Genomic DNA, 22,904 nt, shown 5'->3' with positions numbered 1-22,904 from the left:
AATGGTCGGACGCCCATTCGCCACAAAATGCGCAGCAAGGCCCCCGGCTGAGGCAGAATTGTCGCATGCGCTTTTGCCTTCCGCTGATATTGTGTGCGGCCGCTGCCGCTCCTGCCTGGGCCAACCATGCCTATGCCCTGTGGGGCGAGCCGCGCTATGGCGCGGATTTCAAGCATTTTGGCTATGTCAACCCAGACGCCCCCAAGGGCGGTGAGCTGCGGCTGGTGAGCGGCCTGCGTTACTCCACCTTCGACAAATACAACCCGTTCACGATCAAGGGCTCGCCCCCGGCCTACCTGAGCGACATGCTGTTCGAGAGCCTGCTGACCGGCAGCCTGGACGAAACGGCCACCGGCTACGGCCTGCTGGCCGAGGATGTGGTGGTGGCGCCAGACGGCCTGTCTGCCACCTTCCGGCTGCGCAAGGAGGCGCGCTTTCACAATGGCAAGCCCGTCACCGCGCAGGATGTGAAACACAGCTATGAAACGCTGATCAGCAAATATGTATCACCCGGGTATAAAACCCTGCTGGTGGATGTGGACGGCTGCGATGTGGTTGACGACCGTACCGTGCGCTTTCGCTTCAAAAAGCCCAACCGCGATCTGCCGCTGACGGTGGGCGGTCTGCCGGTCTTCAGCCGCGACTGGGGCAAGGGCGATGATGGCAAGGCCAAGCCGTTTGACCAGATCGTGACCGACATTCCGATCGGCAGCGGCCCGTACAAGATCGGGCCGGTCAACTTCGGCAAGGACATCACCTACGTGCGCGACCCGGGCTATTGGGGCAAGAATCTGCCGGTGCGCGTGGGCAGCAACAACTTCGACAAGGTCACCATCAAGATCTACCGGGACAGCACGGCACGGCTGGAGGCCTTGAAGGCGGGCGAATTCGACCTGATGCGTTTTTTCAGCGCAGGCGACTGGGCGCGGCGCCTCTATGGCAAGCGTTTTGACAGCGGAGAGCTGCGCAAGGGGGATTTTGCCAACAAGCTGCCGTCGGGCTTTCAAAGCTATTTTCTGAACACCCGCCGCCCGCTCTTGCAGGATGCGCGCGTAAGGCAGGCCTTGGGACTGGCCTACGATTTTGAGTGGATGAGTCGCCAGATGTTCTATGGCGCCTACCAGCGGGTGCATGGCCTGTTTGGCAACACGGCCTGCGAGACCCATGGCGCGCCCAGCGCAGCCGAACTGGCCTTGCTCCAGCCTTTTGAAAAGGATTTGCCTGCGGGAACCTTGGATCCCATCCAGGAGCCGCCCCGCACGGACGGTGCCTCAGGCGAAGCGGGGGGCGAACATACCCTGCGCGGCAATCTGCGCAAGGCGCAGAAGCTGTTGGCAGATGCGGGCTGGAAAGTGGGCAGCGACGGCCTGCTGCGCAATGCCAAGGGTGAGCCGCTGGTACTGGAATACCTGGACAGCAGCGAAGGGGGCGCCAAGGTGGTCAGCGCCTGGACACGCAACCTGGAAAAGTTGGGCATCACGCTCAAGCTGCGCGTGGTGGATTTCGCGCTGTACCAGCAGCGCATGGACAAGTTTGATTTTGACATCATCACGCTCAACATTCCCGGCACCAACAACCCGGGCCAGGAATATGCAGAGCTGTTTGGCAGTGCCGCTGCCGATCAGGAAGGCTCGGGCAACTTCATCGGCTTGAAGAGCCCCGCCGTCGACGCCATGATCGCCCAGATGAGCAGTGCCAAGACCGAGGAGCAGCTGCTGCCGGCCTGCCATGCGCTTGAGCGCATCATTGTTGCAGGCCACTACCTGATTCCGCAGTACTACGCAGGCAGCCACCGCATGGTGTACGACGCCTGGCGCCTGGTTGTGCCGCCGCAGATTCCGGCCTATGCGCCGGGGGAAACCTGGGTCATCAACAACTGGTGGGCGCGGCTGCCACCGTTGACGGCAGAAACAGCCAAGCCTTGAAGCGATCCCGAAAAACTATGATAAAAAGGCCTTTTCTGCCCACTGTGCAAGCGCAAGGAGCTATGTTTTTGATAGTATTTTCGACGGATATCGATTCCGTGAGCCACGCAGACGCCTGACGCAGGAGCCCCGCACGCATGTTCGCCTACATCCTCAAACGCCTGCTGCTGATGATCCCGACCCTGCTGGGCGTGCTGCTGCTGACCTTTGTCGTGATCCAGTTCGTACCCGGTGGCCCGGTGGAGCAGTACCTGGCCGAGGCCAAGGCGGGTGCTGGCGGTGGTGCAGAGGGCGGCGGCATGAGCTACCGCGGCGGCCAGGGCATTGATCAGAAGCGTCTCGACGAGATCAAGGCGCTCTATGGCTTTGACAAACCGCCTGCCGAGCGCTTTGTGCAGATGGTGGGCCAGTTTGCCCGGTTTGACCTGGGCCGCAGCTTCTTTCAGAACAAGAGCGTCTGGCAACTCATCAAGGAGAAGCTGCCGGTCTCCATCAGCCTGGGCCTGTGGACCTTTCTGATCAGCTATCTGGTGGCCGTGCCGCTGGGCATTGCCAAGGCGGTGCGGGCAGGCTCACGCTTCGATCTGGTCAGCTCGCTGTTCGTGCTGGTAGGGTATGCCATTCCCGGTTTTGTGCTGGGCGTGCTGCTTCTGGTGGTGTTTGCCGGGCAACTGGCATGGTTTCCGCTGCGCGGGCTTACCTCGTCCAATTGGGAGGCTCTGAGCTGGGGCGCGCGCATCATCGATTACCTCTGGCACATCACCTTGCCGGTGACGGCCATGGTGGCGGGCAGTTTTGCGGTGACCGCCATGCTCACCAAGAATTCCTTCCTGGAGGAAATCCGCAAGCAGTATGTGATGACGGCGCGCGCAAAAGGCCTGTCGGAGCGACAGGTGCTATGGCGCCACGTGTTCCGCAATGCATTGCTGCCCATTGTGACCGGCTTTCCTGCGGCATTCATTGGCGCGTTCTTTGCCGGCTCGCTCCTGATCGAGACGCAGTTCTCGCTCGATGGGCTGGGCCTGCTCAGCTACGAGAGCGTGATCCGCCGCGATTACCCGGTGGTGCTGGGCACCCTGTACCTCTTTACGCTGATCGGCCTGGTCACCAAGCTTGTCAGCGACCTGTGTTACGTGTGGGTGGATCCGCGTGTCAAGTTTGACTGAGGCGCGCATGCCCAGCCACCCCTTACGCCTTGCGCCGCAGATACAGGCGGCGCAGCAGCACGGCCACCAGCACGAGGTTGAGCAGCAGCACCAGCGCACCCTGCCAGTGGCGATGCGCCAGAAGGTGCCGAATCTCCAATGGGATGTACAGGCCCGCAGACAGCGCGCCCAGCCATTCGCCCCACGCCTTGTCGTGCCACAGGCCCCAGGCCTCCAGCCAGCGCAGTGCGATGTAGAGGGAGCCCAGCAGCACCAGGGTGTGGATGGAGCTGGCATTGATCCTGTCCACCCAGTTGATCAGCACTGCCGGGTAGCGGGCTTCGGGCGACAGGCCGAAGTGCCCGATCAGCTCCAGCGCGAGGTGGTGCAGATCGTGGTGCAGCAGGCTCAAGAGACCCAGAAGGCCCAGCAGTGCAGCAACGCCCTTGAGGGCTTCAAAGACGGCAATGCCCTGCAGCGCAGTGCGCAGGGCATGGGGGGGATTGGCAGCAGGCATGGCGCACAGCATGGCCGAAGGCGCGCCGTTTTGCTGTCGGCCAATGGCGCTATCAATAGTGCCGTCAATGGTGCTTTCAATGACGATATAGTCGGCTACAGGCCCAACCATTCAGCGACAGGAGGGGAGCTGTGCCAGCACAGTCTCCGCAGACCATACCGATGACCGAGCGTGTTTCCACTGCGGCCCCGGGCCGCTCTCCCGCCGCCCGTGCCTGGCGCCGCTTCAAATCCAACAAGCTGGGGTTCTACAGCCTGGTGGTCTTTGTGGTGTTGGTGGTGGTGAGCCTGTTTGCAGAGGTGATCAGCAACGACAAGCCGCTCGTCGTGCGCTACGAAGGGCACACCTACTTTCCGCTGGCCAAGGATTACCCGGAAACCACGTTTGGTGGTGATTTCCACACCACTACCGATTTTCTCGATCCCTTCATCCAGCAGCAACTGACCAAGGATGGCAATTGGGCGATTTTCCCCATCAACCGCTACGGTAAATCCACCATCAATTACTTTGCCAAGGCGCCCAATCCTTCGCCTCCGTCGCGCGACAACTGGCTGGGCACTGATGACAGGGGGCGCGACCTGCTGGCGCAGCTGCTGTACGGCTTTCGCGTCAGCGTGCTGTTTGGCCTGGCGCTGATGGCCATTGGCGTGCTGCTGGGCGTGGTGGCGGGCGCAATTCAGGGTTTTTTCGGCGGCAAGACCGACTTGCTGCTGCAGCGCCTGTCAGAGATCTGGGGCTCGATGCCCGAGCTGTACCTGCTGATCATCTTCAGCGCGGTGTTTGCGCCCAGCGTGGCGCTGCTGCTGATTCTGCTGAGCCTGTTTGGCTGGCTGGGGTTGGCAGACTATGTGCGCGCCGAGTTTCTGCGCAACCGGCAGCTGGACTATGTCAAATCTGCTCGCGCGCTGGGCGTGCCCAATTGGCAGATCATGTGGCGGCACATTCTGCCCAACAGCCTGACACCGGTCGTGACCTTTCTGCCTTTCCGCATGAGTGCCGCAATCCTGACGCTGACCTCGCTGGATTTCCTGGGCCTGGGCGTGCCGCCCGGCACGCCAAGCCTGGGCGAGCTGCTCTCGCAGGGCAAGAACAACATTGACGCCTGGTGGATATCACTTGCCACCTTTGGTGTTCTGGTGATCACCTTGCTTTTGCTCACCTTCATGGGCGATGCGCTGCGCGATGCACTCGATCCGAGAAAGCAGCTCAATACCCCGGCAGCGCCCTCCAACAAGGCGCAGACGGCTACACAAACTGTAGCGACTTCCTTGCCTGCCCAGCCCGGACACGCGGAGGTGCGCCATGGTTGACACCATTCGGGCAGAGGCCGCACCGCTGTTGCAGGTGCGCGACCTGCATGTGGCCTTTGGTGGCCAGGACGTGGTCAAGGGTGTGAGTTTTTCGATGCATGCGGGCGAAAAGCTGGCGCTGGTGGGTGAATCCGGATCGGGGAAATCCGTGACGGCACTGTCGCTGCTGCGCCTGGTGGGTGACGCGCAATTGCGCGGCGAGGCCTTGATGGGTGCGCGCAATCTGCTGCAAATTTCAGAGCGTGAGATACAGGCCGTGCGCGGCGATGAGATCGCGGTGATCTTTCAGGAGCCGATGACGGCACTCAACCCGCTGATGACTATGGGCGCGCAGATTGCAGAGGTGCTGCAACTCAAGCAAGGGCTGTCGGACAAGGCGGCCTGGGCGCAGGCCGTGCAACTGCTGGCCACCACAGGCATCCCCGAGCCCGAGCGGCGCGCCGGCAGCTATCCGCACCAGTTGAGTGGCGGGCAACGCCAGCGCGCCATGATCGCCATGGCACTGGCCTGCAAACCCAAGCTGCTGATTGCCGATGAACCCACCACAGCGCTGGACGTGAGCCTGCGCGGGCAGATTCTGGATCTGCTGAACGAGCTGCAGCGCGAGACAGGCATGGCGGTGCTGATGATCACGCACGACCTGCCACTGGTGCGGCACTTTGCCGACCGGGTGGCTGTGATGGAAAAAGGCCTGCTGGTGGAGCAGGGCAGTGTGGCCGAGGTATTTGCTGCGCCGCAGCATCCCTATACACGCAAGCTGCTGGCCAGCACGCCGCAGCGCGATGTCGTCGCGCCCCAGGCGGGTGCGCAGGCTGTGCTGCAGGCGCAGAACCTGTCCGTGGCCTATGCCACGCCGCTGCCGGGCTTCAAGGGTTGGTTCCGCAAGGGTCGGTTCGAGGCGGTGCGCGAAGCCAGCCTGCAATTGGCGCAGGGCCAGACACTGGGCGTGATTGGCGAGTCGGGCTCAGGCAAATCCACCCTGGCCCAGGCCATTCTGGGCCTCTTGCCCAGCACGGGTGAGCTGCGCATCGAGCAGCAGCCCTGGCAATTGCCCGCGCAGCGCAACACGGCTGCCAACCAGCAGTTGCGCCGCAAGGTGCAGGTGGTGTTCCAGGACCCGTTCTCGTCCCTGTCGCCGCGCATGACGGTGCAGGAGATCGTTGGCGAGGGGCTGCAACTGGCCCACCCCCGCATGCCCACCGCCGATCTGCAGCAGCAGGTGCTGGCATTGCTGCGAGAAGTGGGCCTGACCGAGGAGCAGTTCCCTGGTCTGCTTGAGCGCTACCCGCACGAATTCTCGGGCGGCCAGCGCCAGCGGTTGGCGATTGCCCGTGCATTGATCGTGAATCCCGATATTCTGGTGCTCGATGAGCCCACCAGTGCGCTCGATGTCACCATCCAGCAGCAGGTGCTGGCCTTGCTGCAGCGGCTGCAAAAGGAGCGCAGGCTGTCGTATGTGCTGATCACCCACGATGTCGCGGTGATTCGCGCCATGGCGCACCAGGTGCTGGTAATGAAGGACGGGCGGATTGTCGAATCGGGCGAAGTGATGCAGGTGCTGGACGCCCCGCGCGAGGCCTATACCCAGCGCCTGATGGCTTCAAGCCTGGAGCTGTCGCCGGTGGCTCCGTGAACTATTGTTTTAATAGCTGATTGCGCTTGATGGGCAAGGGCTGGATATTGTTTTGATGCATAAATCATGACGGAATTGCTGCAGGTGAGCCATTTGGGCAAGCGCTTTGGCGGCGTGCAGGCGGTGGCCGATGTCAGCTTTTCGCTGCGGCGCGGCGAAGTGCTGGCCTTGATCGGTCCCAATGGCGCAGGCAAGACGACCATCTTCAACATGGTGGGTGGACAGTTGCGGGCAGACGCCGGATCGGTGCGCCTGAATGGCACCGAGCTGGTGGGCAAGCTGCCGCGCGAGATCTGGCGCCTGGGGGTCGGGCGCACCTTCCAGATTGCGGAAACCTTTGCGTCGCTGACGGTGGTTGAAAACGTACAGATGGCGCTGCTGTCGGCGGCAGGCCGCAGCTTTGGGTTGTGGCAGAAGGCACGTGATTTCCGGCGTGACGAGGCGCTTGCCCTGCTGGCGCTGGTGGGCATGCAGGCCCAGGCAGATCGCCCCTGCAGCGAACTGGCCTATGGCGACGTGAAAAGCGTGGAACTGGCCATTGCCATGGCGCACCAACCGGCACTTTTGCTGATGGACGAGCCCACGGCCGGCATGGCCCAGGCCGAGCGCCACCAGTTGATGGCGCTGACGCAGCGCCTGGCGCGCGAGCGCGACATGGCGGTACTGTTCACCGAGCACAGCATGGATGTGGTGTTTGCCTATGCGGACCGCATCATCGTGCTGGCGCGTGGCCGCCTGATCGCCGAAGGCTCGCCGGACGAGGTGCGCAGCAACCCCGAAGTGCAGGCTGTCTACCTGGGCAAGGGCACTACTTACGAGGCGGCAGCCCACGGGGAGGCGGCATGAACGGCGCCGTGAATGCTGAAAACGCAGATGTGCTGCTGGAGGCCCGCCAGCTCAACGCCTGGTACGGCGCGGCCCATATCCTGTTTGATGTGTCGCTGAACGTGCGGCGTGGCGAGGTGGTGGCGCTGATGGGGCGCAACGGTGCGGGCAAATCCACCACGCTCAAGGCCATCATGGGTCTTTTGGCACGGCGCAGCGGGCAGGTGCGTTTTTGCGGGAGCGATATCTCGCACCATGAAGCCTGGCAGATTGCCCGCCTGGGCCTGGGCTACGTGCCCGAGGATCGCCGCATCTTCACCGAGCTGACGGTGCTGGAGAACCTGGAGGTGGGCCGCCAGCCTGCCCGCCATTGGCCGGACGGCACGGTGGCGAGCGACTGGACGGCGGAGCGCCTGCTGGCCTTCTTTCCCAATCTGGCAGCCATGCCCGAGCGCCCAGGGGGCCAGATGAGCGGTGGTGAGCAGCAGATGCTGACTGTGGCGCGCACCCTGATGGGCAACCCCTACCTGGTGCTGCTCGATGAGCCTTCGGAAGGCGTGGCGCCGGTCATCGTGGAGCAGATGGTGCAGATGATCCTGCAGCTCAAGGCGCATGGCGTGAGCATCCTGCTGTGCGAGCAGAACCTGCACTTCGCCCAACTGGTAAGCGACCGGGCCTATGTGCTGGAGAAGGGCGAAATCCAGTTCGAAGGCAGCATGGTGGCGTTGCTGGAGCGGGAGAGGGCTGGGGCCCGGCTGGTTGGTGTGTAACGGAAGGCCCGGGCAAGGTCAGTGCAAAGCCTGAAAATCAAAAAGGAGCAGAAATGCTCCTTTTTGATATTAATTTGATAGCTATTGGCGCTTTATGGATGCGCGCCAGAGTGGATTTCTATCCCTTACCATTGCCCCGTCGGATTCACGCCGTCCTGCATCACCCAATGGATGCGTTCGGCCTCCACTCCCATCAGCTCCGCCTGGTAGAGCAGCAGTTCGGTGGTTTCGCCGTCCAGTACCGGCTCGCGCGAGAGCAACTTGAACGAATCCGTGGTGTCGCCCATGATCATGGCCCACTGGTAGTTCGGATCGATGGCGACAATGTGGTAGCCCTCATAGAACGGGCCGAGAAAAGATGCTTTCATCGCGCCAAAGTGCGGGGATCCGACAAAGCGCGCATTGCCAGTGGATTCCACCCAGCGGTGGGTGCCGGCATGAAAGCCCCGCATGGTGATGGACAGGCTGCCGTCATCTTGCAGTTCGTACTCGATGCGCGAGCGGGTCAGCGGCTTGCCCAGGCCTTTTTCGATGCGCGCGATCTCATACCAGTCGCCAACGAAGCGCTCCACGTCAAAGTCGGACACCGGCTCGATCTGCGCGGCGGGCACCACCTTGCTGGAATGGTTGCCGAACCACCGGTACACCGCATAGGCCGCAAGGGCCGACAGACCCACAGTGACCACAGGCAGCCACGGCGCGCGACCGGGCTGGGAATCTTGCGGTTCTCGCTCATCCATAGAAAACCTTTCTCCTCAAGCAATAAACAATGGGCGGCACTGGTACAAACAAACGGACAGACAACCAGGCAAGCGGGCCTCTACAGCCATATTCTCGCGGCCAAAACATGGGGCCTGGGCTGAATTTGTGCAAGTCTCGATGGCTTGATTGATCACAGGATCGTAAGCAGGTTCAAGAAATTTACAAGCACCCTCGTGAATGCCATGCAATGAGGCTATTGAAAAACAAGGTGTTGGCGTGGTTTAGTCGGCTAATTTCGCACGAATGCGTGGGATTTAGTCTCTGGTTTTTCTTTGTTCCGCTGCTTCTGTGGCCTAATAAGGGTTTTGTCTTTATCGCGAGGTCCCAGCATGGGCAATAAAATCGTTACGGAAGCTGATCGCAAGTTCACCCCTCAACCAGCGCTGCCCAATGGCAAGAGCCTGCCTACCCCAGGCCGTGGTCAAAAGTCGAGCCGCGCTCGCGGTGTGGCTACCCGCACCAAGAAGAACCCAGGCAAGCGTACGCACAAGGGCGGTTAATTCGCCCCGTAGCGGCGGCGAACCGTTTTTGTGCCGTCCGCATGCCGCGCTTGCCACGATCAGGCGCGGCATGCGGATGGCGCATTTTCCGCCGGCTGTCATACAGAAAACCGCACCATAGGGTGCGGTTTTTTATTGCCTGCGGCACTGTCAGAAGCCTTGGAGCTTGCGGCGCAGGTCCAGCACTTCCTCCATCAGATCCACGGTCATCGCGGCCAGTTGCGGGTCGGCGTCGTACATGCGCTCAAGCTGTGCCACGCGCCTGGCGCGCACGATGGAGGGGCTGGCAAAGCGCCAACTGGTTACGGCAGTTGCGTGGCGCGTGCCGGTGCTGGGGGTGAGCACACCGTCCACGACGCGGGCCTGCACCCATTCCACGCTGCGGTGACAGGCGCGGGCCAGGGTGACGGCGTCCAGTGCGTCGTCGTCCAGGATTTCCAGCGTAGTGGTGTGAATGCTGGCGGTGTAGTGGTTCATATTCAGACTCCTTGGCGGGGCTGGAAGCGAGGGAAGGCCTGGGCAAACGCCTCGTAGGCGGCCTTGGCCTCGGCGCTGTCGGCTGGCGGCGTGGTCAACTGCAGCTCCAGATACAGGTCACCTGGCGTTGCGGCGGGCAGCCCCTTGCCTTTGAGGCGCAGCTTTCGCCCTGCCGACCAGCCGGCGGGAATGGTCACTTCCAGCGTGCCCGCAGGCGTATTCACCTCGGCAGAGCCGCCAATCGCAGCCTCCCATGGCGCCACCGGCAGAGGCATGTAGACATCCTTGCCTTCCGTGCGCCAGCGCTTGTCGGCGCGAAAATGCACTTCCAGCAGCAGGTCGCCCGCTTCGCCGCCGTTGTAGCCCGGGCCGCCCTGGCCGGCCAGGCGGATCATCTGTCCTTCGCGCACGCCCTTGGGGATCTTGACCTGTAACTGGCGCTCTTTCGTGACGACGTCGCCGTGCTCGTCCACCTGGCGGCCATGCAGGGTCAGCATGCGTTCGGCCCCCTGGTAGCTGTCGATCAGATCCAGCTCGATGCTGGCGTGCTGGTCTTCGCCGCGCATGGGGGGCATGCGGCCGCTCGCACTGCCGGGCCCGCCAGCGCCGCGCTGTGCACGGGCCTGGCCGAACATCTGGTTGAAGAAATCGCTGTAGTCGGCGTCGCCGTCCATGTGCTGGCGGCTGAAGTTGAAATCGCCCGGATTGAACCCCTCGGCATTCTGGAAAGGGTTGCCGCCACGCGCCCCGCCTGCAAAGCCGCTCGGCGCGTCCAGCATGGCGTCATACTCGGCGCGCTTTTCCGCATCCGACAGCACGGCATTGGCCTCGTTCAATTCGGCCATGCGTTTGTCGGCATCCTTTTCCTTGCTGATGTCGGGGTGGTATTTGCGGGCCAGCTTGCGGTACGCCTTTTTGATATCGTCCGCCGAGGCCTTTTTTTCCACTCCGAGAACTTGGTAGTAGTTTTTGCTATCCATGGTGAATGAGTGCTCCCGATTTTTGGCTGGCTGCGTTCACTGACCATTGCATTGTCCAGTGTGCAACCGAATAAGCACAAAATGGTAGTTTTTTTCAATGATTCAAGCCTGCAACGGCAAGTTTTGCAAATTAATACCTGGGATTCGGGCTTGCCAATGGTGGTACAAACACGGCTTTGCAATTGCTGAAGGGGAAAGTCTGTATGACAGAGGCTGCGTCTGCACCCTGGCTGGTGGTGTGTCTGTGCGCTGAGTGGTGTGGTACCTGCAAGGAGTACCAGCCGGTGTTCGATGCGCTGGCAGCGCAATTGCCTTCCATGCAGTTCGCCTGGCTGGATGTGGAAGACGAGGAAGACGTGGTGGGCGATCTGGATATTGCAACGTTTCCCACGGTGCTTGTGGGGCAGGGCGACCAGCCGGTATTTCTGGGGCCGTTGCTGCCGCAGATCGGCGTCTTGCAGCGCATGCTGGAGCGTTTTGCCGCTTCTGGAGCGCCTGCGCTGCCTCCCGGGGATGCAGCCCACGCATTGCTGGCCAATGTGCGCCAACTGCTGGCCGCGCGGGCTTGATTGCAGGGAACGCACGCGGGTACGCAATCGGTGTCCAGTCGTTGCAAAGCTACTGGTTTGCCCCTATAATGGATGTAATACACGACCAACCGGGCGGTGCCAACCGCCCGTTTTTTTTGGTCGCATGTTTTTCGGCTCGAAGCTGCGGAATGTGTAACTTTCCGTGGCTCTCGGGTTTTTCGTATTTGCGGGATAAATATTACACGTGAGCTTGCAAGAAATCGCCTTACAAACGGTGACTGGCCTGGGCTATGACCTGGTGGAGATCGAACGCTCCGCTGGTGGCCTGTTGCGCATCACCATTGATCTGCCCTGGACTGCGGAAGACCTCCGCCCCGAGGGTGTGCCAGAGCAGTTTGTGACGGTTGAGGATTGCGAGAAAGTCACCCGCCAGTTGCAGTTTGCCCTGGAAGTCGACGGAGTCGATTACACGCGCCTGGAAGTGTCCTCGCCCGGCATCGATCGTCCGCTGCGCCATGAGCAGGATTTCATCCGCTTTACCGGCGAAGTGATTGACCTGACCTTGAAGGAAGCCATTGGCGCTGCCGCCGAAGGTACCGGCATCAGTGCAAATCGCAAGAAGTTTCGCGGCACGCTGGAGCGTACCGAGGTTGGAGGCTGGCAGATCGTCTGGAGCGATGCGCCGCCGGTCAAGCCTGGTGCGCGTGTCAGCAAGAAGCGTCCGCCTGCACCGCTGCAAAGCATGGGGTTCACGCTGGAGGAGTTGCGCGAGGCGCGCCTGGCGCCCATTGTCAGTTTCAAAGGCCGTGCTGCAGCGCCTGCTGCCGATGAGCAGGGCTGAATCGAGTGCTATGGGAAGTGGGTCTGTTCTCCACTTTCTGTTTGAAGATTGAAATAGGAGAGTCGTCGCATGAATCGCGAATTGTTGATGCTGGTGGATGCCATCGCGCGCGAAAAGAACGTTGAGCGCGATGTGGTTTTTGGCGCTGTGGAATCTGCCCTGGCCCAGGCAACCAAGAAGTTGTATGAAGGCGAAGTGGATGTGCGTGTGGCCATCGACCGCGATACGGGCGACTATGACACCTTCCGCCGCTGGCTGGTGGTGCCTGACGACGCTGGTCTGCAGAACCCGGAAGCCGAAGAAATGCTGATGGATGCGGTGGACCGCAAGCCCGATGCACAGATCGGCGACTTCCTGGAAGAGCAGATCGAATCCCTGCCCATCGGTCGCATCGGCGCGATGGCTGCCAAGCAGGTCATCCTGCAAAAGATCCGTGACGCCGAGCGCGAAATGCTGCTCAACGAGTTCATGGCGCGTGGCGACAAGATCTTCTCGGGCACCGTCAAGCGCATGGACAAGGGCGACCTGATCGTGGAATCGGGCCGTGTCGAAGGCCGACTGCGTCGTGCGGAAATGATTCCGAAGGAAAATCTACGCAATGGTGACCGTGTGCGCGCCATGATCATGGACGTGGACCTGACCTTGCGTGGCGCACCGATCCTCTTGTCGCGCTCGGCCCCCGAATTCATGGTGGAGCTGTTCCGCAACGAAGTGCCCGAGATCGAACAAGGCCTGCTCGAGATCAAGAGCTGCGCCCGTGATCCAGGCAGCCGCGCCAAGATTGCCGTGCTCAGCCACGACAAGCGCATCGATCCGATCGGTACCTGCGTCGGCGTGCGCGGCAGCCGGGTCAATGTGGTGACGAACGAGCTCGCTGGCGAACGTGTCGACATCGTGCTGTGGTCCGAGGACCCTGCCCAGTTCGTGATTGGTGCACTGGCGCCTGCCAATGTGTCATCGATCGTGGTGGATGAAGAAAAGCACGCCATGGATGTGGTGGTGGACGAGGAAAACCTTGCCATTGCCATCGGCCGCGGCGGCCAGAACGTGCGCCTGGCTTCCGACCTCACGGGTTGGAAGATCAACATCATGGATGCTGCCGAATCTGCCCTCAAGCAGGAAGAGGAAACCAGCACCTCGCGCAAGCTGTTCATGGAAAAGCTGGATGTGGACGAGGAAATCGCCGACATCCTGATCGAAGAAGGCTTCTCCAGCCTGGAAGAAGTGGCCTATGTGCCGCTGCAGGAAATGCTGGAGATCGAGCGTTTTGACGAAGAAACGGTCAATGAACTGCGTTCGCGCGCCAAGGATGCGCTGCTGACGATGGACATTGCCCGTGAAGAGAGTGTTGCCGGTGTTTCCCAAGAATTGCGTGATCTCGAAGGGATGACGCCTGAGTTGGTGACCCAACTGGAAGCTGGTGGAATCCACACGCGCGACGACCTGGCCGATCTGGCCATTGATGAATTGACCGAGCTGACCGGCCAGTCAGAAGAAGACGCGAAGGCCTTGATTTTGAAGGCACGCGAGCACTGGTTTGATGGACAGGAATAAGGTCGGGAGGCACGGAACAAGATATGTCGAGTAATACTGTTGCTGAGTTCGCCGCTGAACTCAAAAAATCGCCGGAAACCTTGCTGGAGCAACTGCAATCTGCAGGCCTGCCCAAGCAAGCTGCGTCCGATGCACTGACTGAGGCAGACAAGCAAAAGCTGCTGACGCATTTGCAGGCTGTTCATGGCTCTGCAGACCGCAAGAAGATCACCTTGACCAAGAAGTCGACCAGCGAGATCAAGCAGGCCGATGCCACGGGCAAGGCGCGCACGATCCAGGTCGAAGTGCGCAAGAAGCGCACCTTCGTCAAGCGCGATGATGTGGTGGAAGCCAATTCGGAAGAAGCCATCAAGCACGCCGAAGCCAAGCAAAAGGAAGCCGAGCACAAGGCCGATCTGGTCAAGCGCGAGGAAGAAGCCCGCCGCGAAGCCGATTCGATTAGCCAGCAGGAGGCTGACCTGGCTCAGGAACGTGCTGCGCGTGAAGAGCGCGAACGCAAGGAGCGTGAAGCCGAAGAGCGCGCTGCCGCCTACGCTGCTGCCGAAGTCGCCAAGGCTGCTGAAGCCAAGGCTGCCAAGGAAGAAGAAAAGCGTGAGCATGCCGCAGAAGCTGCCGCTCGCGCCGAGGCGCAGGCTGATGCCAAGCGCAAGGCAGAGGAAGAGTCCCAGGCCCGTGTTGCGGAAGAGACTGCGCGCGCCGCAGATTTGGACGACCGTCGCCGCAAGGCGCTGGCCGAAGCCGAGGCCATCCGTGCCATGATGAATGCGCCCAAGAAGGTGCTCGTCGCCAAGAAGCCTTCGGAAGAGAAGAAGGAAGTCAAGCCGGCTGACGCCAAGAAGGGTACCCTGCATAAGCCTGCCACTACGGGTACAGCGGGTGCGGCCAAGACCGGCCCGGGCGCTGGCGTCAACAAGGAAGTCAAGTCGGCCAAGCTGTCATCGAGCTGGAGCAACCAGAACGACAACGGCAAGAAAAAGGAAATCAAGACCCGTGGCGACAGCTCCGGCGGTGTGGGCAACCGTGGCAACAACTGGCGCGCCGGCCCCCGTGGCGGCGGTCGCCGAGGCAATGGCCGCAACGACCACCACCAAGCCGCTGCGCCCGTGGAAGTTCGCGTGCTGGACGTTCATGTGCCTGAGACGATCACCGTGGCCGAACTGGCCCACAAGATGGCCATCAAGGCATCCGAAGTGATCAAGGCGCTGATGAAGATGGGCCAGATGGTCACCATCAACCAGCCGCTGGACCAGGACACCGCGATGATCGTCGTGGAGGAAATGGGCCACAAGGCGCACGTGGCTGCACTGGATGATCCAGAAGCATTCACCGTCGAGGAAGAGAACCAGGCCGAAGCCGAAGCCCTGCCACGTGCACCTGTGGTGACCGTGATGGGTCACGTCGACCATGGCAAGACCTCGCTGCTGGACTACATCCGCCGCACCAAGGTTGCTGCGGGCGAAGCCGGCGGCATTACCCAGCACATCGGTGCCTACCATGTGGAAACGCCGCGCGGCGTGGTCACCTTCCTGGATACCCCGGGTCACGAGGCCTTCACGGCCATGCGTGCCCGTGGTGCCCAGTCCACGGACATCGTGATTCTGGTGGCGGCAGCCGACGACGGCGTGATGCCACAGACCAAGGAAGCCATCAAGCACGCCAAGGCGGCTGGTGTTCCTATCGTGGTGGCCATCACCAAGGCAGACAAGCCCGAAGCCAATCCAGACCGCGTCAAGCAGGAGCTGGTGGTGGAGGAGGTGGTGCCTGAAGAATACGGCGGTGATTCGCCATTCGTTGCCGTGTCCTCCAAGACCGGCCAGGGCATCGACGAGCTGCTGGAGCAGGTGCTGCTGCAGGCCGAAGTGCTGGAGCTGAAGGCTCCGGTGGACGCCAATGCCAAGGGTATCGTGATCGAAGCCCAGCTGGACAAGGGCCGCGGCCCTGTAGCCACGGTGCTGGTGCAGTCGGGTACCCTCAAGGTGGGCGACGTGGTGCTGGCAGGCCAGACCTATGGCCGCGTGCGCGCCATGGTGGACGAGGACGGCAAGACTGCCAAGGACGCAGGTCCTTCGATCCCGGTCGAAATCCAGGGTCTGTCCGACGTGCCGCAAGCTGGTGACGACTTCATGGTGCTGCCCGATGAGCGCCGCGCCCGTGAAATTGCCACCTACCGTGCCGGCAAGTTCCGCAACACCAAGCTGGCCAAGCAGCAAGCCGCCAAGCTGGAGAACATGTTCGCCGAGATGGGCGCAGGCAATGTGCAGACCTTGCCGATCATCATCAAGGCCGACACCCAGGGCTCGCAGGAGGCACTGGCTGCTTCGCTGCTCAAGCTGTCGACCGACGAGGTCAAGGTGCAGATGGTGTATGCCGGAGTCGGTGGTATATCCGAATCCGACGTCAACCTGGCACTGGCTTCCAAGGCCATCGTCATCGGCTTCAACGTGCGTGCAGACACCCAGGCACGCAAGACGGCTGAAGGCAATGATGTCGACATCCGCTACTACAACATCATCTACGACGCTGTCGATGAGTTGAAGGCGGCCATGTCGGGCATGCTGGCGCCCGAGCAGCGCGAAGAGATCATCGGTATGGCCGAGATCCGCACCGTGTTCGTGGCTTCCAAGATCGGTACTGTGGCGGGTTCGTACATCACCCAGGGCCATGTCACCCGCAGTGCGCACTTCCGCCTGCTGCGCGACAATGTGGTCATCTACACGGGTGAGATCGAGTCGCTGCGCCGCATGAAGGACGATGTCAAGGAAGTCAAGGAAGGCTTCGAGTGCGGTATCAAGCTGCGCAACTACAACGACATCAAAGAAGGCGACATGCTGGAAGTCTTCGAGATCAAGGAAATCGCCCGTACGCTCTAAAGGCGATAGCTGCTGGCGCAAGTCGTGCAAGGATTGGAGGTTGAGAAGACCTTGAATCCCTTGTGCGACAAGCGCCTTCAGCTCACTTTTTATACATGGCAACCAAACGCAAATCTGCTGCACCGAACCGCAGCTTCAAAGTCTCCGACCAGATCCAGCGGGATCTGTCGGAGTTGATCGCCCGCGAGTTGAAGGATCCGCGCGTCGGCATGGTGACCCTGCAAGCCGTAGAGGTGACGCCGGACTATGCCCACGCCAAGGTGTACTTCAGCCTGTTGGTGGGTGATCCGGACCAGACCCAGGACGCGCTGAACCAGGCCGCAGGTTTCCTGCGCAATGGGCTGTTCAAGCGCCTGCACATCCATACCGTGCCGACCTTGCACTTCATCTACGACCGCACCACCGAGCGTGCGGCTGACATGAACGCCTTGATCGCCAAGGCAGTGGCGTCGCGCGGCCCCGAAGAAGGTTGAAGCATGAACGCCACTCGCACCAGGGTGCAGCGGCGCCCTGTGCATGGGGTGGTGCTGCTCGATAAACCCATTGGCCTGTCCAGTAACGACGCTTTGCAGAAAGTGAAGTGGTTGCTGCGCGCTGAAAAGGCTGGCCACACCGGTACGCTTGATCCGCTTGCGACCGGCGTGCTGCCGCTGTGTTTTGGCGCGGCCACCAAGTTCAGCCAACTGCAGCTCGATGCGCCCAAGACTTACGAGGCCTTGGTGTGCCTGGGCGCCACCACCACCACCGGCGATGCCGAAGGGGATGTGGTGCAGACATGGGAGCTGGGTGCTGCAGAACGCGCTGCCCTGACCGCTGAACGCCTGGCCCTGGTTGCCGCGCAGTTCACCGGCGACATTCAGCAGGTACCGCCGATGTACAGCGCCTTGAAGCGCGATGGCAAGGCCCTGTATGAGTATGCGCGTGCCGGCATCACTGTCGAGCGCGAAGCGCGCGCGGTCACCATCTATCGGTTGGAACTGGCTGTCTGCGAAGACGAGCAATCGTTCGTTGCCATCAAGATGCTCGTTCAATGCAGCAAGGGCACATATGTGCGTACCCTGGCGGAAGACATTGGCACGGCCTTGGGGGCGGGCGCACATCTGCGCAGCCTGCGCCGCATCGAGACCGGTGGCATTGACCTCTCGCGCACCGTCACCATCGAGCAGATCGAAGCAACGCCTGATGCCGAACGCCTGCAATATGCACTGCCGGCAGATACATTGCTGGCGGCGCACACGCGTGTCATGCTCGATGGCGATAATGCAGCCAGATTTCTGTCCGGCCTGCGCCGGCGGGGTGATTGGGCGGATGCGGAGGCTGTCGCCGTCTATGGCGATGTGCCGCTGGGCGGCCTGGAGGCAAATGACCACCTACCGGCACTGCTGGGCGTGGCGCACATCCGGGCGCGGGAACTCATTCCCGACCGGCTTCTCAGCCCCATCGAGATTCAACAAATTTTGGAAGGAACGCCGCGTCCACAAGCCAGCGGCATTTTGGAAACATCATGAGCAAACAAATCCGCAATATTGCGATCATCGCCCACGTTGACCATGGCAAGACCACCATGGTTGACCAACTGCTGCGCCAGTCCGGCACTTTTGCCGAGCACGAAAAGGTCGTGGACACCGTGATGGACAACCATGCCATCGAACGCGAGCGCGGCATCACCATTCTGGCCAAGAACTGCGCAGTGTCGTGGAACGGCACCCACATCAACATCCTCGACACCCCCGGCCACGCGGACTTCGGCGGTGAAGTGGAGCGCGCGCTGTCCATGGTGGACGGTGTGGTGCTGCTGATCGATGCGCAGGAAGGCCCGATGCCCCAGACGCGTTTCGTGACCAAGAAGGCGCTGGCGCTGGGCCTCAAGCCCATCGTGGTGGTGAACAAGGTGGACAAGCCCGGTGCCAACCCCGACAAGGTCGTGAACGCCGCTTTTGACCTGTTCGACAAGCTGGGCGCCACCGATGAACAGCTGGATTTCCCCGTGGTGTATGCCTCGGGTATCAATGGCTGGTCGTCCAAGGAAGAGGGCGAGCCCGGCGCGCAATGGGGTCCCGACATGTCGGCCCTCTTCGAAACCATTCTGGAACACGTGCCAGCGGTGCAAGGCGATGCCACGGCGCCGCTGCAGATGCAGGTGTCGGCGCTGGACTACTCCACCTTCGTGGGCCGTATCGGCGTGGGCCGCATCACCCAGGGTACGCTCAAGCCCGGCCAGCAAGTGGCCGTGATGGCCGGCCCGGATGGCAAGAGCTACAACGGCAAGATCAACCAGGTGCACACCTTCCAGGGTATCGACCGTGTGCAGGCCACCGAAGCCGGTCCTTCCGAGATCGTGCTGGTGAGCGGTATTGAAAACATCGGTATCGGCGAAACCATCACCGACATCTCCAATCCTCAGCCGCTGCCCATGCTGAAGATTGACGAGCCCACGCTGACCATGAACTTCTGCGTGAACACCTCGCCGCTGGCTGGCCGCGAAGGCAAGTTCGTGACGAGCCGCCAGATCTGGGACCGTCTGCAGAAGGAGCTGCGCTCCAACGTGGCGCTGCGCGTCAAGGAAACCGACGAAGACGGTATCTTCGAAGTGTCTGGCCGTGGTGAACTGCACCTGACCATTCTGCTGGAAGAAATGCGCCGCGAAGGCTATGAACTGGCCGTCTCCAAGCCCCGCGTGGTGATGAAGATGGTGGACGGCGAAAAGCACGAGCCTATCGAGCTGGTTACCGCCGACATCGAAGAAGGCCACCAGGGTGGCGTGATGCAGGCTCTGGGCGAGCGCAAGGGTGAACTGGTAAACATGGAGCCCGATGGCCGTGGCCGTGTCCGCCTGGAATACCGCATTCCAGCCCGTGGCCTGATCGGTTTCACCAACGAATTCCTGAACCTGACCCGTGGTTCCGGCCTGATCTCCAACATCTTCGACAGCTACGAGGCTTACAAGGGCGAAATCGGCGGTCGCAAGAACGGCGTGCTGATCTCGATGGACGACGGTGAAATCTTCACCTACGCCCTGGGCAAGCTGGACGACCGTGGCCGCATGTTCGTCAAGGCCAACGATCCCGTGTACGAAGGCATGATCGTCGGCATCCACAGCCGCGACAACGATCTGGTGGTGAACGCTACCCGTACCAAGCAGTTGACCAACTTCCGCGTCTCGGGCAAGGAAGATGCAATCAAGATCACGCCTCCTATCGAGCTGTCGCTGGAATACGGCGTGGAGTTCATCGAGGACGACGAACTGCTGGAAATCACCCCCGTCAGCCTGCGCGTGCGCAAGCGCCACCTGAAGGAACACGACCGCAAGCGTGCACAGCGCGAAGGTATGTAATCCGTGCTGGGGTGCCGCAGAGCGCTCCAATACCTCCCAAAGGCCGCTTTTGCGGCCTTTTTCACGTTCTGGGCAGCCAAGCCACCCAATCTGTAGCGGTGCCTGGCGATCCGCTGCCGTACCTGCTGCGGTATTGGACAGATGCAATGGTATAAATCTCCAACTGTTGTAGAGCGAGACCATGGCAAACACTGTTTCAGGCCGGATAACTCCTACGATTTACCTGCAGGCGCAGCAATTGCACCGGGCCCGGGCGGTCAGGATTGCATACCTCTGCTGTGCAGTGCTGGCCTTGGCAGGCGCGGTGGGTATTGCGTTGGCGTATCGGTGGGGCTTGGTTGTGCTGGCGGCGGGCATCGGCGGTCTGCTGGGACAGTGGATTGCCGAGAAGTTCTATGTGCCCTACAAGGTGAACAAGCTCCATGGGCAGTACAAGGATCTTTCGGGCGCGTTCACGATGACATGGGACGCGCAACACCTGCAGGGACAAGGTCCGAGCGGACGCAGCCAGCGGCCTTGGGCAGACTACTGCAAATGGAAGGAAGACAGGCATGTCTTCCTGCTGTACATCGCAGACAACCTGTACGAGGTGATGCCCAAGGCGTGGTTTGCCGATACCGCTGCAGTCGATGATTTTCGGCAATGTGCCTCGCAGATCGGACCGCCGACGCCTTAGTTTTTCTGCTTTTCCGTTGCTGCCTGTATCCCGGCAATTGCTGCACAACGGCAGAAGCTTCAAGGCGCGCCGTACTGCTGATGCATCAGCAACTCGCGCAGCCGCTGCGCCGTTGCCACCGGCTGCCTTTGGTTCAGCGCCAGCGCAATGCCGATCTGCGGCAGATCGGCGGTATCGGCCAGCTCGCGGAACACGACACCGGGCGTGGCTGCCTTGGCCACCACGGCGGGCACCAGCGCTACCCCCAGGCCTGCACCGACCAGGCTCACCAGGGTCTGCGCCTGCACGGCATGCTGCTTGATCTGCGGTAGAAAGCCCGCATTCTGGCAAGCCAGCACCACCAGGGCGTGCAAGCCGGGCACTTCGCTCGGGCGGTAGTTCACAAAGGGTTCATGGGCCAGGTCGATCAGTCGCAGCTCGTCCTTGATCAGCAGAGGGTTGCCGGCTGGCAGGGCGGCGATCAGGCGGTCGGGCTCGACCATGGTGATGGACAGATCAGTGGCCTGTGTGACCGGGTAGCGCAGCAGGCCGGCATCAAAATCGCCACTGGCAACGTGGGCACAGATTTCTCGCGTGGTCGATTCGGTCAGCACCAGGTCGATGGCAGGGTAGGCCGCCCGGAACGCTTGTACCAGCTGCGGAATCAGCGAAAACGTGGCTGAACCGATGAAGCCGATGTGCAAGCGGCCGATTTCGCCACTGGCAGTGGCCTGCGATACGGCCTTGACCTGCCGGGCATGGTAGAGCGCGAGTTTGGCGCTCTCCAGCGCGGCCACACCTGCAGTGCTCAGTACGGTGCCGCGCCGGTCGCGCTCAAACAATTGCACGCCCAGGTCGTCTTCCAGCTTGCGGATGGATTGCGACAGGGGGGGTTGCGACATATGCAGCTGCTCGGCTGCCTGCCGGTAGTTCAGGGTTTGCGCCAAGGTGACGAAGTGGCGCAGTTGGCGCAGATCCATTGATACCTCCTGCATATCAGCAGCTGTCAATTACGACATAGACACGTGTGTCAAACATATCAAATAATCGCCTCCATTGCTATCACCACAACGACGGAGGCAAGCCTTGGGTGCATTGACAGGCGTGCGGGTGCTGGATCTTTCCAGTGTGATTTTCGGCCCCATGGCCAGCCAGGTGCTGGCCGATTACGGTGCGGAGGTGATCAAGATCGAGCCGCCGGGGGGCGATTCCACGCGCTACACCGGTCCGGCGGTGGAGCCGGGCATGGCGGCGATGTTCATGGGCTCCAACCGCAGCAAGAAGAGCGTGGTGCTGGATCTGAAGAAGCCCGAGGCGCAGGCGGCGCTGCATGCACTCTTGCAGGGTGCCGATGTCTTCATGCACAGCATGCGGCCGCAAAAGCTCGCCAGGCTGGGGCTTGATCCGGACAGCCTGCGCAGGCAGTACCCACGCCTCATCTACGTGGGCCTGCACGGTTTTGGCGAAGATGGCCCCTATGCCGGCCTGCCTGCCTATGACGACGTGATCCAGGGCATGAGCGGCCTGGCAGACCTCATGGAGCGCCAGACGGGCGAGGCCCGTTACCTGCCCACGATTGCGGCCGACAAGACCTGCGGCCTCGTGGGCGCGCATGCGGTGCTGGCGGCGCTCTACCAGCGCGAGCGCACGGGCGAGGGCAGCTTTGTCGAGGTGCCCATGTACGAAACCATGGTGGGTTTCAACCTGGTGGAGCACTTCTATGGCATGCATTTCACCCCTGCACTCAGCGGGGCAGGCTATCCGCGCGTGATGGCACCCTGGCGCAAGCCTTACAGAACGCAGGACGGCCATGTCTGCATGATGCCGTATACCGACGCGCACTGGCGCCGCTTTTTTTCGGCTATCGGCCAGCCCCAGCTAGCGCAGGACGAGCGCTTTGCCACGCAGGCAATGCGTACCCGCAACATTGCCCTGCTGCTCGAGACGATGAGCGGCTACGTTGCGCAAAAGGACACGGCCTACTGGCTGGCTACCTGCGAGCAGTTGGAGATTCCTGCTGCGCCGGTGGCGCGCATGGACGATCTGCCCCATGACCCGCACCTGCAGGCCACGGGCTTCTTTGTGGAAAAGCAAGACGCCGCAATGGGCGTGGTGAAGTTTCCGCGTTCGTCCGTGCGTATCAATGGTGCGCAACCACCCATCGGCATGCCACCGCGCCTGGGCGAGCACACGCAGGAGCTGCTGCGCGCGGCTGGCTGGGACGAGGCGCGCATTGCGGCCTTGCAGTCGAATGACTCCTGAATAGATAGCATGAA

Annotated in this window: 21 protein-coding genes; 16 read left to right on the top strand and 5 right to left on the bottom strand. The window is 61.5% G+C overall.

The features are described 5' to 3' along the window. The first annotated feature begins 65 nt into the window (after positions 1-65). Together LAD35_RS12355 and LAD35_RS12350 are read left to right on the top strand one after the other, a co-directional pair. A complete protein-coding gene (locus LAD35_RS12355) occupies positions 66-1,925 on the top strand; it encodes an extracellular solute-binding protein (protein WP_224149363.1) in 1,860 nt (619 codons plus the stop codon). A 137-nt stretch (positions 1,926-2,062) separates the two neighbouring features. Continuing rightward, positions 2,063-3,091, top strand: a complete 1,029-nt coding sequence (locus LAD35_RS12350; protein ID WP_224149362.1) for a microcin C ABC transporter permease YejB — start codon at positions 2,063-2,065, stop codon at positions 3,089-3,091. Between the two features lie 22 nt (positions 3,092-3,113). Here the strand turns inward: LAD35_RS12350 and LAD35_RS12345 are convergent, their stop codons facing one another. Continuing rightward, on the bottom strand, positions 3,114-3,698 hold the full coding sequence (locus LAD35_RS12345) for a DUF2127 domain-containing protein (RefSeq protein ID WP_224149361.1): 585 nt from the start codon (positions 3,696-3,698) through the stop codon (positions 3,114-3,116). A gap of 50 nt (positions 3,699-3,748) precedes the next feature. Between LAD35_RS12345 and LAD35_RS12340 the strand changes: the two genes are divergently transcribed. The 4 genes from LAD35_RS12340 to LAD35_RS12325 all read left to right on the top strand — a co-directional run bounded on the left by LAD35_RS12340 (position 3,749) and on the right by LAD35_RS12325 (position 8,125). Continuing rightward, a complete protein-coding gene (locus LAD35_RS12340) occupies positions 3,749-4,897 on the top strand; it encodes an ABC transporter permease (protein WP_224152675.1) in 1,149 nt (382 codons plus the stop codon). Continuing rightward, complete coding sequence (locus LAD35_RS12335; protein WP_224149360.1) at positions 4,890-6,530, top strand: ABC transporter ATP-binding protein; 1,641 nt, start codon at positions 4,890-4,892, stop codon at positions 6,528-6,530. The genes LAD35_RS12340 and LAD35_RS12335 overlap by 8 nt, the downstream gene beginning before the upstream one ends. Positions 6,531-6,596: 66 nt before the next feature. Beyond that, entirely contained in the window at positions 6,597-7,376 is a 780-nt protein-coding gene (locus tag LAD35_RS12330) for an ABC transporter ATP-binding protein (RefSeq protein ID WP_224149359.1), read from the top strand. After that, positions 7,373-8,125 (top strand): ABC transporter ATP-binding protein, encoded by a 753-nt coding sequence (locus LAD35_RS12325; RefSeq protein WP_377779929.1) that lies wholly within the window; start codon positions 7,373-7,375, stop codon positions 8,123-8,125. The genes LAD35_RS12330 and LAD35_RS12325 overlap by 4 nt, the downstream gene beginning before the upstream one ends. A 125-nt stretch (positions 8,126-8,250) precedes the next feature. On the opposite strand, the gene LAD35_RS12320 is transcribed toward LAD35_RS12325, so the two are convergent. Continuing rightward, complete coding sequence (locus tag LAD35_RS12320) at positions 8,251-8,865, bottom strand: lipocalin family protein (protein ID WP_224149357.1); 615 nt, start codon at positions 8,863-8,865, stop codon at positions 8,251-8,253. A 351-nt stretch (positions 8,866-9,216) separates the two neighbouring features. Here LAD35_RS12320 and LAD35_RS12315 point away from each other — a divergent pair, with 351 nt between their 5' ends. After that, positions 9,217-9,387 carry a hypothetical protein gene (locus tag LAD35_RS12315; protein WP_224149356.1) on the top strand — a complete coding sequence of 57 codons (171 nt, stop codon included), beginning with the start codon at positions 9,217-9,219 and terminating at the stop codon, positions 9,385-9,387. A 150-nt stretch (positions 9,388-9,537) separates the two neighbouring features. Here the strand turns inward: LAD35_RS12315 and LAD35_RS12310 are convergent, their stop codons facing one another. Beyond that, the gene (locus LAD35_RS12310; RefSeq protein ID WP_224149355.1) at positions 9,538-9,864 is read right to left on the bottom strand and encodes a MerR family transcriptional regulator; all 327 of its coding nucleotides are present in this window, start codon (positions 9,862-9,864) and stop codon (positions 9,538-9,540) included. A gap of 2 nt (positions 9,865-9,866) precedes the next feature. Further along, positions 9,867-10,844: a DnaJ C-terminal domain-containing protein gene (locus LAD35_RS12305; protein ID WP_224149354.1), complete on the bottom strand. Its 978-nt coding sequence runs from the start codon at positions 10,842-10,844 to the stop codon at positions 9,867-9,869. A gap of 203 nt (positions 10,845-11,047) precedes the next feature. On the opposite strand from LAD35_RS12305, the gene LAD35_RS12300 reads away from it, so the two are divergent. The 8 genes from LAD35_RS12300 to LAD35_RS12265 all read left to right on the top strand — a co-directional run bounded on the left by LAD35_RS12300 (position 11,048) and on the right by LAD35_RS12265 (position 20,649). After that, positions 11,048-11,413 (top strand): thioredoxin family protein, encoded by a 366-nt coding sequence (locus LAD35_RS12300; RefSeq protein WP_224149353.1) that lies wholly within the window; start codon positions 11,048-11,050, stop codon positions 11,411-11,413. Positions 11,414-11,618: 205 nt separating this feature from the next. Next, positions 11,619-12,215 carry a ribosome maturation factor RimP gene (gene rimP / locus LAD35_RS12295; protein WP_224149352.1) on the top strand — a complete coding sequence of 199 codons (597 nt, stop codon included), beginning with the start codon at positions 11,619-11,621 and terminating at the stop codon, positions 12,213-12,215. Positions 12,216-12,284: 69 nt separating this feature from the next. After that, on the top strand, positions 12,285-13,769 hold the full coding sequence (gene nusA, locus LAD35_RS12290; RefSeq protein ID WP_224149351.1) for a transcription termination factor NusA: 1,485 nt from the start codon (positions 12,285-12,287) through the stop codon (positions 13,767-13,769). A gap of 23 nt (positions 13,770-13,792) precedes the next feature. Next, on the top strand, positions 13,793-16,639 hold the full coding sequence (gene infB / locus LAD35_RS12285; protein ID WP_224149350.1) for a translation initiation factor IF-2: 2,847 nt from the start codon (positions 13,793-13,795) through the stop codon (positions 16,637-16,639). Positions 16,640-16,734: 95 nt separating this feature from the next. Continuing rightward, on the top strand, positions 16,735-17,112 hold the full coding sequence (rbfA, locus tag LAD35_RS12280; protein WP_184709727.1) for a 30S ribosome-binding factor RbfA: 378 nt from the start codon (positions 16,735-16,737) through the stop codon (positions 17,110-17,112). A gap of 3 nt (positions 17,113-17,115) precedes the next feature. After that, positions 17,116-18,147, top strand: a complete 1,032-nt coding sequence (gene truB, locus LAD35_RS12275; RefSeq protein ID WP_224149349.1) for a tRNA pseudouridine(55) synthase TruB — start codon at positions 17,116-17,118, stop codon at positions 18,145-18,147. Then, on the top strand, positions 18,144-19,973 hold the full coding sequence (gene typA, locus LAD35_RS12270; RefSeq protein ID WP_224149348.1) for a translational GTPase TypA: 1,830 nt from the start codon (positions 18,144-18,146) through the stop codon (positions 19,971-19,973). Before truB ends, typA begins: the two co-directional genes overlap by 4 nt. Before the next feature lie 181 nt (positions 19,974-20,154). Next, on the top strand, positions 20,155-20,649 hold the full coding sequence (locus tag LAD35_RS12265) for a YcxB family protein (RefSeq protein ID WP_224149347.1): 495 nt from the start codon (positions 20,155-20,157) through the stop codon (positions 20,647-20,649). 59 nt (positions 20,650-20,708) lie between these two features. Here the strand turns inward: LAD35_RS12265 and LAD35_RS12260 are convergent, their stop codons facing one another. Next, a complete protein-coding gene (locus LAD35_RS12260) occupies positions 20,709-21,608 on the bottom strand; it encodes a LysR family transcriptional regulator (protein WP_224149346.1) in 900 nt (299 codons plus the stop codon). A gap of 106 nt (positions 21,609-21,714) precedes the next feature. Between LAD35_RS12260 and LAD35_RS12255 the strand changes: the two genes are divergently transcribed. After that, positions 21,715-22,890 (top strand): CaiB/BaiF CoA transferase family protein, encoded by a 1,176-nt coding sequence (locus tag LAD35_RS12255; RefSeq protein WP_224149345.1) that lies wholly within the window; start codon positions 21,715-21,717, stop codon positions 22,888-22,890. Positions 22,891-22,904 lie beyond the last annotated feature (14 nt).

This window comes from Comamonas odontotermitis (assembly GCF_020080045.1).
In the GTDB taxonomy this organism is placed as follows: domain Bacteria; phylum Pseudomonadota; class Gammaproteobacteria; order Burkholderiales; family Burkholderiaceae_C; genus Comamonas; species Comamonas odontotermitis.
This window is presented reverse-complemented; position numbering and strand designations above follow the sequence as displayed.